The organism is Pseudomonas sp. RA_15y_Pfl2_54, from assembly GCF_963971015.1.
Taxonomy (GTDB): domain Bacteria; phylum Pseudomonadota; class Gammaproteobacteria; order Pseudomonadales; family Pseudomonadaceae; genus Aquipseudomonas; species Aquipseudomonas baetica_A.
Genome location: NZ_CAXAPN010000036.1, coordinates 74,688 through 86,971, shown reverse-complemented (window position 1 = coordinate 86,971; position 12,284 = coordinate 74,688). Strand labels below are relative to the sequence as shown.

Annotated in this window: 10 protein-coding genes; 5 read left to right on the top strand and 5 right to left on the bottom strand. The window is 58.4% G+C overall.

Annotated elements, in window-relative coordinates; translation table 11 throughout:
- The first annotated feature begins 287 nt into the window (after positions 1-287).
- Positions 288-2,180: a penicillin-binding protein 2 gene (mrdA, locus tag AACY50_RS23650; protein WP_339433406.1), complete on the top strand. Its 1,893-nt coding sequence runs from the start codon at positions 288-290 to the stop codon at positions 2,178-2,180.
- A gap of 117 nt (positions 2,181-2,297) precedes the next feature.
- Here mrdA and AACY50_RS23645 read toward each other — a convergent pair whose 3' ends face one another.
- Together AACY50_RS23645 and AACY50_RS23640 are read right to left on the bottom strand one after the other, a co-directional pair.
- Positions 2,298-2,702 carry a lysozyme inhibitor LprI family protein gene (locus AACY50_RS23645; RefSeq protein WP_339539234.1) on the bottom strand — a complete coding sequence of 135 codons (405 nt, stop codon included), beginning with the start codon at positions 2,700-2,702 and terminating at the stop codon, positions 2,298-2,300.
- A gap of 56 nt (positions 2,703-2,758) precedes the next feature.
- Positions 2,759-3,679, bottom strand: coding sequence for an ADP-ribosylglycohydrolase family protein (locus AACY50_RS23640; protein ID WP_339433404.1), 921 nt, complete (start codon positions 3,677-3,679; stop codon positions 2,759-2,761).
- Positions 3,680-3,852: 173 nt separating this feature from the next.
- Here AACY50_RS23640 and AACY50_RS23635 point away from each other — a divergent pair, with 173 nt between their 5' ends.
- Complete coding sequence (locus tag AACY50_RS23635; RefSeq protein WP_221733243.1) at positions 3,853-4,341, top strand: SRPBCC family protein; 489 nt, start codon at positions 3,853-3,855, stop codon at positions 4,339-4,341.
- Between the two features lie 386 nt (positions 4,342-4,727).
- Here AACY50_RS23635 and acnA read toward each other — a convergent pair whose 3' ends face one another.
- Positions 4,728-7,469 (bottom strand): aconitate hydratase AcnA, encoded by a 2,742-nt coding sequence (gene acnA, locus AACY50_RS23630; protein WP_339433403.1) that lies wholly within the window; start codon positions 7,467-7,469, stop codon positions 4,728-4,730.
- 221 nt (positions 7,470-7,690) lie between these two features.
- Here acnA and rlmM point away from each other — a divergent pair, with 221 nt between their 5' ends.
- Positions 7,691-8,764 (top strand): 23S rRNA (cytidine(2498)-2'-O)-methyltransferase RlmM, encoded by a 1,074-nt coding sequence (gene rlmM / locus AACY50_RS23625; protein WP_339433402.1) that lies wholly within the window; start codon positions 7,691-7,693, stop codon positions 8,762-8,764.
- A gap of 67 nt (positions 8,765-8,831) precedes the next feature.
- Positions 8,832-9,083 carry a sulfurtransferase TusA gene (tusA, locus tag AACY50_RS23620; protein WP_339433401.1) on the top strand — a complete coding sequence of 84 codons (252 nt, stop codon included), beginning with the start codon at positions 8,832-8,834 and terminating at the stop codon, positions 9,081-9,083.
- 128 nt (positions 9,084-9,211) lie between these two features.
- Here tusA and AACY50_RS23615 read toward each other — a convergent pair whose 3' ends face one another.
- Positions 9,212-10,621, bottom strand: a complete 1,410-nt coding sequence (locus AACY50_RS23615; RefSeq protein WP_339433400.1) for an MATE family efflux transporter — start codon at positions 10,619-10,621, stop codon at positions 9,212-9,214.
- 159 nt (positions 10,622-10,780) lie between these two features.
- Between AACY50_RS23615 and pdxB the strand changes: the two genes are divergently transcribed.
- Complete coding sequence (gene pdxB, locus AACY50_RS23610) at positions 10,781-11,923, top strand: 4-phosphoerythronate dehydrogenase PdxB (RefSeq protein ID WP_339495330.1); 1,143 nt, start codon at positions 10,781-10,783, stop codon at positions 11,921-11,923.
- A 96-nt stretch (positions 11,924-12,019) separates the two neighbouring features.
- On the opposite strand, the gene AACY50_RS23605 is transcribed toward pdxB, so the two are convergent.
- Positions 12,020-12,199 carry a PA1571 family protein gene (locus tag AACY50_RS23605; RefSeq protein WP_339433398.1) on the bottom strand — a complete coding sequence of 60 codons (180 nt, stop codon included), beginning with the start codon at positions 12,197-12,199 and terminating at the stop codon, positions 12,020-12,022.
- Positions 12,200-12,284 lie beyond the last annotated feature (85 nt).

Sequence of the window (12,284 nt, the reverse complement as noted above, 5' to 3'; positions counted from 1 at the left end):
AGTGAAACGATGCATCGCCGATGGTAGTGTGGGGTTTCCCCATGTGAGAGTAGGTCATCGTCAAGATTAAATTCCGAAACCCCAATTGCGAAAGCAGTTGGGGTTTTGTTTTGCCCGCAGGAAAGTTTTCAGGCCCGTTGATCCCCTAGCTGTTACAAGAGCTTCTGTTGGGGGAAAAACGTTATGAAGTGACCGGGCAGTTTTTGGTATGGTGCAGCTCTTTTTTTCACGGACTGATGCCATGCCTAGGGAGCGGCACTCATTTATGTCAAAGAGTTGCTGTGGAAATGCCTGAACCAATCCCGATCAAGGATCACGAGAAAGAGACGCGGCTGGTCAACAAAAGGTTGATCGCCTGCGCCTTTTTCGTCTTCGTCATTAGCTGTGCGCTGGTGGTGCGCCTTTACATCCTGCAAGTAGTCGAGTTCGACTACCACTCAACCATTTCAGAAAACAACCGCGTCCATGTTTTGCCGATCCCGCCCACACGCGGACTGATCTACGACCGCAATGGCGTGCTATTGGCAGATAACCGTCCCAGTTACAACCTGAGCATCACTCGCGAACGTGCCACCAACGTCAATCAGGAGTTGGACGAGGTTATCAATCTCTTACACCTACCTGCGGAAGATCGGACGGTATTCGACAAGGCGCTGAAGCAGTCCCACCACCCGTTCACCCCGGTAACGCTGTTCTATGAGCTGACGGAAGAACAAATCGCTGTGTTGGCGGTCAATGAGTTCCGTTTGCCTGGCCTGGATGTAGAGCCACAGTTCGTTCGACATTACCCATTCGGCATGCACTTCGCTCACTCAATTGGTTATGTCGGCCGCATCAATGAAAAAGAATCCAAGACCCTCGACTCGGTGGAATACCGCGGCACCCAATCCATCGGCAAAACCGGTATCGAACGCTTCTATGAAGCGCAACTGCACGGTCACGTCGGTTATGAGGAAGTGGAAACCAACGCTCAAGGCCGAGTGCTACGGGTACTCAAACATACAGATCCCGTGCCGGGCAAAAACATAGTCCTGAGCCTCGACGTCAAATTGCAGGAAGCTGCCGAAGCTGCTTTGGGGGATCGCCGCGGTTCCGTCGTGGCGCTTGATCCGAGCAGTGGCGAGGTGTTAGCCATGGTCAGCAACCCGAGTTTTGACCCGAACCTGTTCGTTACTGGCATCAGCTCCAAGGAGTATTCGGCGCTCCGTGACTCCATTGATCGGCCGCTATTCAACCGTGTACTTCGAGGCTTGTACGCGCCGGGCTCAACGATTAAGCCGGAAGTCGCGATCGCCGGTCTCGATGCGGGCGTTGTCACGCCGCAGACCCGCGTGTTCGATCCGGGCTACTACCAACTCCCGGACTACGATCACAAGTACCGAAACTGGAACCACAGCGGTGACGGTTGGGTCGACATGGACGCAGCGATCATGCGCTCCAACGACACCTACTTCTATGACCTGGCGCACAAGCTCGGCATTGATCGCCTGCACGACTACATGGCGATGTTCGGCCTGGGTGAGAAAGTCTCGCTGGATATGTTCGAAGAGTCCCCCGGTCTGATGCCATCTCAAGCCTGGAAGCGCGCGACACGGCGGCAGGCCTGGTACCCGGGCGAAACGGTCATCCTCGGTATTGGTCAAGGCTACATGCAGGTCACACCTTTGCAACTGGCGCAGGCGACCGCGTTGATCGCAAACAAAGGCGTGTGGAACCGACCGCACTTGGCCAAGACTGTCGATGGTGTGGCACCGGTCGATGAGCATCCGATGCCGAATATCGTGCTCAAGGACCCGCGCGACTGGGAGCAGGTCAACCACGGCATGCAGATGGTGATGCACGCTCCCCGCGGCATTGCTCGCGCGGCGGCAGCAGGTGCGCAATATCGAATCGCCGGCAAGAGCGGCACGGCACAGGTGGTGGCGATCAAGCAAGGTGAGCGCTATAACCGTGAGAAGACCCTCGAACGCCACCGCGACAATGCCTTGTTCGTCGGTTTTGCGCCGGCTGAAGATCCTAAGATTGCGGTTTCGGTGATGATCGAAAACGGCGAAGCCGGTGGTCGTGTCGCCGGTCCCGTGGTACGGCAGATCATGGACGCCTGGCTACTTGATCAGGATGGTCATCTTAAGCCGCAATACGCCGCGCCGACCAAAGCACCGGGCAATCCGCACGTTTAACCGGCAGCAGCTAGACAGCACAGGCTCTCGCAGGCTGAGCATGTGCTGGAAGCTGTCGAGCAATACCGTTTCCGCGCGGCGGCACAGTTATTGCGCAAAAAATCCTCACTACACGCATCAGGCCCCGGGGACCGGGCAACCCATGTCACCTTCTTCACACTTCAAATATTGCTTCAGCGCCTCAACCCGGACTTTGGTCACGGCCGTCATGCAGCTACTGTAAATCAGCGGGTAAACGCTGCCGCCCGCCACCCCGGATGACGAAAACGCGCACTCGGCATCGCGAAACCCGATCCACGCCCTTTGCGCATTGACCAACAGCTTCTTGCTATCCGGATTGTCCTTCAAGCGCCCGTTGATCTGCTGATATACGGTGTTCAGTTCTTTGTCCGCCGCTTTGAAGTCCTGGCCGGCGCATTGATTCATCGTCGCCTGATCGCTGGCGTTGGCACAGTCGACGGCGGCGTGGGCGAGGGGGGTGAACAGAAATGGCATCAGGGCCAGGAGCAGGCGTGGGGACATGGGAGTTCTCGTTATGTCGGATGAAAGTGCAGAGTAGTGTAGCGACTGCGTGGTTCCTATTCAGGTGCTCGTTGTCTGGAGGCTTCAAGCAAGCGGTCTGCGGTCGCTGTAATCTCCTCGCCTTCATGCAGCAGTTCCAGCCATTTGGCAGGAATGGCCCCGACGCCGTAGAAGGCACCGGCCAACTGGCCAACGATCGCGGCGGTGGTGTCGGCATCATCGCCCAGATTCGCGGCTTGCAGGATCGCCTCTGAAAAACTGTCGGTGTGATGAAAGCACCACAATGCTGCTTCCAATGACTCGACGCTGTAGCCGCTACCGCGTATTTCGTTTGCCGGTTTGTCGAGGTATTCACCTCGGGCCAGCGCAACGACTTTGGGTTGTGTGAAGGTCGTGAGGGCGTGCTCGAGCAAGATGTTTTTCGCTGTTCCGAGCAGGGTTTTGCCGATCAGTTCGGCAAATAGTAAGCAGCATTCGATAGCTTCAGGCGCTGCATGGGTTGTTCGCGAGCTGTCGGCGGCAAACTTTCGCACCAGTTCAACGTCAGGAAAGTAAAACAGCACCACCGGTGCCAGCCGCATCAGGGAGCCATTACCAGCGGTGTGCGGGTCGGTTGATCCAGCAAAGGGTTCACCTGTTTGCTGATAATGCGAGAGCGCCTGACTGACGGTCATGCCAATATCAAAACATTCGCCGGTCGAACTGAGGTAACCCCATTTCCACCAGTTGAGATAGCGGCCCATCTGGTCTGTGGCATCGAAACCGTTTTTACTCAGCAGACTTTCCGCCAGGCACAGAGCCATCGATGTGTCATCCGTCCATTGCCCCGGTTTCAAGTGGAAAGGACCACCACCGAGCATGTCAGTCAATGGTTGGAATGAACCGCGCGGTTTGAACTCAACCGTGGTGCCGACCGCGTCGCCGCAAGCCAGGCCCAGCAGGGCGCCGCGATAACGTTCGGTGAGGGATGGCTGCATGACTCTTCCTTGCTTCGTTCAATTCCCGGGAAAAGGTATCAGTTTCAACCGTTCAGAGGCGCTTGAAACGCTGCCGGATGTGTCATTGCAGATGAACCGCTGCACTGCTTTGATACAACTTCAGGTTGGACATGTGGTCATACAAGCCTACTGTTCAGAACAGGAGGTGACGTATGAAACCAGTACCCAATAGTTTCGAACGCAAAATCACGCTCAGGGCGCCACGTTCTCATGTCTGGCGTGCATTGGTCGATGCCGAGGCGTTTGGCCAGTGGTTTGGGGTGGCACTGGAAGGCAGGCGTTTTATTGCCGGCGAATGGACGCAAGGGCAAGTCACGTATCCGGGTTTTGAGCACGTTTTATGGAATGTGCTGGTCGAGCGAGTCGAGCCGCAGCAACTATTTTCATTCCGCTGGCATCCGTATGCGGTCAATCCAAAGATCGACTATTCCCAAGAGCCCACCACGCTGGTCAAGTTTGAGCTGCAAGATTACGAGGAAGGCACCTTGCTGAAGGTGTCAGAGTCAGGTTTTGCGCACATTCCGGATATTCGTCAGAAGGAGGCTTATTACATGGACAGCCGTGGCTGGGAAGAACAGTTGAGCCGCCTTGAACACTTTCTTATCGACAGTGCCAGGGCTCGTCAGGGGGCAGGTGGATGAGGTTGGGGGTGTTGGCTGCTGTATGGTTTCTGCCGGAATACGCCTATGGGCCGCTGAAAGTCGAACACATTGCGGATTTGAAGCCCCGCGCCTGACACGTCTAAGGGTTTTCGGAAGGGGTCGTATAGCGAATGTCCTACACGCGATGGTAGCTATGTCGACTATTGCCGATTGGATCCCACGCGTAATCTACACACATCAACTGAAGCACAGGGAGTACTTCAGGATCACGGATGATCGACCATTGCAAGGATCGCTGCCGACAGGGAGTCGATAATGGTCTTGGGAAAAACCCGCTTCGGCGGGTTTTTTTTCGTCCGTAAAAAAGTGCCGGTATGACCCACTGTGGGGAGAGAGCAAGCTCCCCCCAGCAGGTACGGTGTGGATCAAGAGGCGATAAGCTGCCGCAGCACGTAATGCAGGATCCCGCCCGCCTTGAAGTACTCCACTTCATTCAAGGTATCGATGCGGCACAGCACGTCGATTCTCTCCTGCTGCCCGTCTTCACGGGTGATCACCAGCGGCAGATTCATCCGCGGCGTCAGCTCAATGCCACTCAGGCCCTTAATCTCGAAGGTTTCCTTGCCGGTCAGGTGCAGGCTCTTGCGGTTTTGATCGAGCTTGAACTGCAGCGGCAATACGCCCATGCCCACCAGATTGGAGCGGTGGATGCGCTCGAAACTTTCGGCAATCACCGCTTTGACGCCCAACAGGTTGGTGCCTTTAGCCGCCCAGTCACGGCTGGAGCCGGTACCGTATTCCTGTCCGGCAATCACCACCAAGGGTGTTCCCGAAGCCTGATATTTCATGGCCGCGTCGTAGATCGCCAGTTTCTCACCCGTGGGCATGTAGATCGTGTTGCCGCCTTCTTCACCGCCGAGCATCTCGTTGCGGATGCGGATGTTGGCAAAGGTGCCGCGCATCATCACTTCATGGTTGCCGCGCCGCGAGCCGTAGGAGTTGAAGTCTCGCGGTTCCACGCCTTTTTCGCGCAGGTAACGCCCGGCCGGGCTGTCGGTCTTGATGTTGCCGGCAGGGGAGATGTGGTCGGTGGTCACCGAATCGCCGAGCAAAGCCAACACCCGCGCGCCTTTTACATCCTTGATCTCTGGCAGTGGGCCAGAAATCTCGTCGAAAAACGGCGGATGCTGGATGTAGGTCGAATCGTCCTGCCACACATAAGTTGCCGCTTGTGGCACCTCGATGGCTTGCCACTGTTCGTCGCCGGCAAACACTTCGGCGTATTCCTTGTGGAACATCGCGGTGTTGACCTGATTCACCGCGTCGGCGATTTCCTGGCTACTCGGCCAGATATCGCGCAGATACACCGGATTGCCTTGTGGATCATTGCCCAACGGTTCGCTGCTGATATCGGTACGAACAGTGCCGGCCAGCGCGTAAGCCACCACCAGCGGTGGTGAGGCCAGCCAGTTGGTTTTCACCAATGGATGCACCCGACCTTCGAAGTTGCGGTTGCCGGACAGCACCGAAGCGACAGCAAGGTCTGCTTTCTGAATGGCTTTCTCGATCGGCTCTGGCAGCGGGCCGGAGTTGCCGATGCAGGTGGTGCAACCGTAACCCACCAGCGAAAAGCCAAGCTGGTCGAGGTATTGCGTCAGTCCCGCCGCCTTGTAGTAATCGGTAACCACTTTCGAGCCCGGCGCCAGCGAACTCTTCACCCACGGTTTACGGGTCAGCCCCTTCTCCACGGCTTTTTTGGCCAAGAGCCCGGCGGCCATCATCACACTCGGGTTTGAGGTGTTGGTACACGAGGTGATGGCGGCGATAACCACCGCGCCGTTTTTCAGTCGATAGGTGCGCCCCTCGTATTCGTACTCCGTTTCGCCGATGAGATCGGCATTGCCCACGGCCACGCCGCCGCCACCTTCGCTTTCAAGACGTCCTTCTTCTTTACTGGTGGGTTTGAATTGCAGGTCGAGGAAGTCGCTGAAGGCTTGCGCAACGTTGGGTAATGAAACGCGATCCTGCGGTCGTTTTGGCCCGGCGAGGCTCGCTTCGACGCCACCCATGTCCAGCGCCAGGCTGTCGGTGAACTCCGGCTCCTGACCGGGTAGACGCCACAACCCCTGAGTCTTGGTGTAAGCCTCGACCAGTTTCACCACGTGCGGGGGGCGTCCGGACAGGCGCAGGTATTCCAGGGTCACGTCATCGACCGGGAAGAAACCGCATGTTGCGCCATATTCCGGAGCCATGTTGGCGATGGTCGCGCGGTCAGCCAGCGGCAGGTCGGCGAGGCCGTCGCCATAGAACTCGACGAATTTGCCCACCACACCTTTCTTGCGCAGCATTTGCGTGACGGTCAGCACCAGGTCGGTCGCGGTGATGCCTTCCTTGAGTTTGCCAGTGAGTTTGAAACCGACCACTTCCGGAATCAGCATTGACACCGGTTGCCCAAGCATCGCCGCTTCGGCTTCGATCCCGCCGACACCCCAGCCCAGCACGCCAAGGCCATTGATCATGGTGGTGTGGGAGTCGGTGCCCACCAGCGTATCAGGGAAGGCATAGGTACGACCGTCTTCATCTTTGGTCCACACCGTGCGGCCGAGGTATTCGAGGTTGACCTGGTGACAGATCCCGGTGCCCGGCGGCACCACGCTGAAGTTGTCGAAAGCGCTCTGGCCCCAACGCAGGAAGGCGTAACGCTCACCGTTGCGCTGCATTTCGATGTCGACGTTCTGCTCGAAAGCGCTGGCGGTGGCGAATTTGTCGACCATTACCGAATGGTCGATCACCAGGTCCACCGGCGACAGCGGATTGATCCGCTGCGGATCACCACCGGCCTTGGCCATGGCGGCGCGCATCGCGGCGAGATCGACCACGGCCGGTACACCGGTAAAATCCTGCATCAATACCCGGGCCGGGCGGTACTGGATCTCGCGGTCGGAGCGGCGCTCCTTGAGCCAGGCGGCAATCGCTCTGAGGTCGGCGCCGGTGACGGTTTTTTCATCTTCCCAGCGCAGCAGGTTTTCCAGCAGCACTTTCAGCGACATCGGTAGCTTGTCGATGTTGCCAAGGCTTTTGGCAGCATCCGGCAGGCTGAAATAGTGGTAGGTCTTATCGTCGATTTGCAGTGTTTTAAGCGTCTTCAGACTATCGAGGGACGGCATTACGATCACTCCTTTGAATCCGCACGGCTACGGATCGGGGGACGAATAGAGCTTTAAAACTAGCCCTGTTTTCATTAGCTGGCTAATAACTGGACTCTATGACGAAGTCCAAGGTTCCGACATCGGCTATCATGCGCCGGTTTTCGTGACAGGCTTTGCCGCAACGCAAGGCTTGAGCATCGCGCAGGGGCCGAATGTCCGCCCTCTGCCCAGGAGTAAGAATGAACACCCTATTCATGCATTGCCGGCCAGGTTTCGAAGGCGAAGTCTGCTCGGAGATTTCCGACCTCGCCGCCCAACTCAACGTGGCCGGTTACGCCAAAGCCAAAACGGCCACCGCCTGCGCCGAGTTTGTCTGCACCGAAGAAGACGGCGCCGAGCGCCTGATGCGTGGTCAGCGTTTTGCCGAGCTGATCTTCCCGCGCCAATGGGCGCGTGGCGTTTTCATCGATCTGCCTGAAACCGACCGTATCAGCGTGATCCTCGCGCACATGGCCGATTTCCCGGTGTGCGGCAGCCTTTGGCTGGAAGTCGTCGACACCAACGACGGCAAGGAACTGTCGAATTTCTGCAAGAAGTTCGAAGGCCCGCTGCGTAAAGCGTTGACCGGCGCCGGCAAACTGGTGGAAGACGCCAGCAAGCCGCGTCTGTTGCTGACCTTCAAGAGCGGCCGCGAAGTTTTTCTCGGTATGGCGGACGCGGGTAACTCGGCGATGTGGCCGATGGGTATCCCTCGTTTGAAGTTTCCGCGTGAGGCGCCAAGCCGTTCGACACTGAAGCTGGAAGAGGCCTGGCACCACTTCATCCCGCGTGATCAGTGGGAAGATCGTCTACACAGCGACATGACCGGCGTCGATCTCGGCGCCGCGCCGGGTGGCTGGACCTGGCAACTGGTCAATCGCGGCATGCTGGTGACCGCCATCGACAACGGTCCGATGGCCGAAAGTCTGATGGACACGGGTTTGGTGCAGCATTTGATGGCTGACGGTTTTACCTTCAAGCCCAAGCAACCGGTGGACTGGATGGTCTGCGACATCGTCGAGAAACCGGCGCGTAACGCGGCGATGCTCGAAGAGTGGATCGGCGAGGGGCATTGCCGTGAGGCGGTCGTGAACCTGAAGCTGCCGATGAAACAGCGTTATGCCGAAGTGAAGCGTCTGCTTGAGCGCATTGCCGATGGTTTCAAGGCGCGCGGCATCAAGGTTGATATCGGCTGCAAGCAGCTGTATCACGATCGCGAAGAGGTCACGTGCCACTTGCGTCGGCATGACGTTAGAAAACCCAAATCCCGCTGAAGCACCACAGGGTTAGACGATATACCCGGCAATGCGCGACAATGCAGGCCAGTTTCAGGAGTGAATCATGAGTGAAATGATCGACATGCCGGTCGACGGTACCCTCGATGCCACGGGCCTCAATTGCCCGGAGCCGGTGATGATGCTGCATCAGCACATCCGTGATCTGGCACCCGGCGGCCTGCTCAAGGTGATCGCCACCGATCCGTCGACCAAGCGCGATATCCCCAAGTTCTGCGTGTTTCTCGACCATGAACTGGTTAGCCAGCATGAAGAGGCCGGTACTTACCTGTACTGGATTCGCAAGAAGCACGCCTGAGCCTCAGGCCAAACCCAATGTGGGAGCGGGCTTGCTCGCGAATGCAGTTTTTCAGTCACCTACAAGGGCGACTGAGATACCGCTTTCGCGAGCAAGCCCGCTCCCACATTTTTTTGGTTTAAGTGGACTTAGCCCAGCGAACGGCTGATTCGGATACGCTTGCGCGCACTGCGGGTCAGACGAATCGACAACATGAACGCCGCGCAACTCAGGCCGACGATCAAACCTTGCCACAAACCGCTCGGGCCACGAGGCGCGCCGAGCCAATCTGTCAGGCCGAGGGCGTAACCCACCGGCAGGCCGATGCCCCAATAGGCGAACAGGGTCAGGATCATCGTTACGCGTGTGTCCTGATAACCACGCAACGCGCCGGCAGCGGTGACCTGGATCGCGTCGGAAAACTGAAACAGCGCCGAATACACAATCAGCATCGCAGCGATGTGAATCACCGTCGGGTCAGCGGTGTAGATCGCCGCAATCGGCTCGCGCAACAGCAACATCATGCTCGCCGACAAGCAGGCGTAGGCCAATGCGGTCCCCATGCCGACGCCCGCCGCAAAACGCGCTTCACGCGGTTCTTCCCGGCCCAGAGCCTGGCCCACGCGCACGGTAACTGCCATGCCCAGTGAGTAAGGAATCATGAACACCAGCGAGCTGACGTTGAGTGCAATCTGGTGCCCGGCCACCACGGTAGCGCCGAGGCTGCCGATCAGTAGCGCGATGACCGCGAAAATGCTCGACTCGGCAAACACGGCGATACCGATCGGCAGGCCGATCGCCAGCAGACGTTTGATGACCGCCCACTGTGGCCAATCGAAACGGCTGAACAGTTCGCTTGAACGATAGGCTGGCGCCCAGCGCTCGTAACCGGCCAGCCCCAGCGCCATCACCCACATCACGATCGCCGTGGCCCAACCGCAGCCGACGCCGCCCATGGCCGGCACGCCGAAGTGGCCGTAGATGAAGATGTAGTTCAGCGGGATATTGAGCGCCAGGCCGCACAAGCCCAACACCATCGCCGGCCGCGTGCGGCCCAGGCCATCACTGAAGCAGCGCAGTACATGATAAAACGCCACCGCCGGCAGCCCGCTGGCGATGCCGTGCAAATACTGCATGCAAGGGCCAATCAGCTCGGGATCGACGTTCATCAGATGCAGGATCGGCTCGGCGCCGAGCAGCATTACGGTCGCAATTAACCCTACTGCCAACGCCAGCCACAATGCCTGTCGCACTACCGGGCCGATCTCGCTGTGAGTGCCGGCGCCGAAGCGCTGGGCGACTTTCGGCGTGGTCGCCAGCAGGGTGCCGGTCATCAGCAGGAAGACCGGTACCCAGATCGAGTTGCCCAAGGCCACCGCCGCCAGATCCCCCGGGCCGACGCGACCGGCCATTACCGTGTCGACGAAACCCATGGCCGTGGTTGCCAGTTGCGCGATGATGATCGGCAACGCCAGGGCGAGCAGGTTTTTCATCTCCAGGCGAACCCTGGCGGGACGGGTGAGGGCGACGGCGACAGGTTGGTCAGTTACGGAATTCACAGGCAAAGCGTCCACAGATATTGATGCGCAGGGCGCCGCATTCTACGCCGCTGACGCCTTGGTCAGGAAAAATCCTCTGTTACGGATTTGTAAGCGCAAAGCCTGCTGGCCCAACCGCCTGTCTGCACCTAAACTGCCGATCCGCCAAAGGAGCCCGCCATGCTGATTGTTGCCGACGAAAATATTCCGTTGCTCGATGCTTTTTTTGCCGGTTTCGGTGAAATCCGCCGAGTTCCAGGCCGTTCCATCGACCGTGCGACGGTTGAACAGGCCGATGTATTGCTGGTGCGTTCTGTGACCAGCGTCAACCGTGCCTTGCTCGAGGGCAGTAAGGTGCGCTTTGTTGGCACCTGCACCATAGGCACTGATCATCTGGATCTTGAATACTTCGCCCAAGCCGGTATCACCTGGTCGAGTGCGCCCGGCTGTAATGCCCGGGGCGTGGTCGATTACGTGCTTGGCAGCCTGATGACGCTGGCCGAAATCGAAGGCGTCGATCTGGCTCAGCGAACCTTCGGTGTGGTGGGTGCGGGCGAAGTCGGTGGTCGACTGATCACGGTCCTTAAAGGTCTGGGCTGGAACGTGAAGGTCTGCGATCCGCCGCGTCAGTCCGCCGAGGGGGGCGATTACGTCAGCCTGGAGCAGATCATCGAGCAATGCGATGTGATCAGCCTGCACACGCCATTGACCCGCAGCGGTGAAGGGGCGACCTGGCATCTGCTCGATCAACAGCGTTTGCAGCAACTCAAGCCCGGTGCCTGGCTCATCAATGCTGCCCGTGGCCCGGTGGTGGATAACGCCGCGCTGCGCAAAGTGCTGCTGGCGCGTGAAGACCTGCAAGCAGTGCTCGATGTCTGGGAGGCAGAACCGGAGGTCGATGTGGCACTGGCCGAACTCTGCGTACTGGCCACGCCGCACATTGCCGGGTACAGCCTCGATGGCAAACAGCGCGGGACGGCGCAGATCTATCAGGCGTACTGCGACTTTATCGGGCAGCCTGCGAGCATCCAGCTCAGTGACTTGCTGCCTGCCCCGTGGTTGTCGCAAGTCACCTTGCAGGCCGACAGCGATCCTGCCTGGGCGTTGGCGATGTTGTGCCGTGGCGTGTACGACCCACGCCGCGACGATGCGGATTTTCGCCGCAGCCTTGTAGGCAATCTCGCTGAACAGCGTGCGGCATTTGATGTGCTGCGCAAGCAATATCCGGTTCGGCGCGAGATTGAAGGGTTGAAGGTGCGGATTGAGGGAGATTCGCCTGTATTGCGGCAGATCGTGGCGGCACTTGGAGCGGTTGCGGTCTAGGGCACCGAACCGGCCCGTTCGCGAGCAAGCTGCGGTCTGACAGCCACGCATAAAAAACCCGGCCAGAGGGGCCGGGTCAGGAAGACAGTGGCTATATCACTTTTGTTCGGCAGGCTTGATCAATCGCTTCTCCAGCTCGCGGCAAGCGTCCTGGATCATGTCTTCAGTGATCGGTACTTCACGCCCGTCCTTATCAATGATCGAACAACCCAGAGTCTGGCCGGGCTTGGTGCGGATCACTTCAATCTTGTCATTGCTGCTGTGTTGCAAGGACATGGCCTGTCTCCTCATCAGGTTGTGTGCCTAGGTTAGAACCGCCACGTGACCGGGCTGTGACAATCCCCTGAGCTTTATCGGGGGC

What these genes read in the sequence shown, in the direction of transcription:
- mrdA (WP_339433406.1), top strand. Translation starts at nt 288, where the DNA reads ATGCCTGAACCAATCCCGATCAAGGATCACGAGAAAGAGACGCGGCTG.
- AACY50_RS23645 (WP_339539234.1), bottom strand. Translation starts at nt 2,702, where the DNA reads ATGTCCCCACGCCTGCTCCTGGCCCTGATGCCATTTCTGTTCACCCCC.
- AACY50_RS23640 (WP_339433404.1), bottom strand. Translation starts at nt 3,679, where the DNA reads ATGCAGCCATCCCTCACCGAACGTTATCGCGGCGCCCTGCTGGGCCTG.
- AACY50_RS23635 (WP_221733243.1), top strand. Translation starts at nt 3,853, where the DNA reads ATGAAACCAGTACCCAATAGTTTCGAACGCAAAATCACGCTCAGGGCG.
- acnA (WP_339433403.1), bottom strand. Translation starts at nt 7,469, where the DNA reads ATGCCGTCCCTCGATAGTCTGAAGACGCTTAAAACACTGCAAATCGAC.
- rlmM (WP_339433402.1), top strand. Translation starts at nt 7,691, where the DNA reads ATGAACACCCTATTCATGCATTGCCGGCCAGGTTTCGAAGGCGAAGTC.
- tusA (WP_339433401.1), top strand. Translation starts at nt 8,832, where the DNA reads ATGAGTGAAATGATCGACATGCCGGTCGACGGTACCCTCGATGCCACG.
- pdxB (WP_339495330.1), top strand. Translation starts at nt 10,781, where the DNA reads ATGCTGATTGTTGCCGACGAAAATATTCCGTTGCTCGATGCTTTTTTT.
- AACY50_RS23605 (WP_339433398.1), bottom strand. Translation starts at nt 12,199, where the DNA reads ATGTCCTTGCAACACAGCAGCAATGACAAGATTGAAGTGATCCGCACC.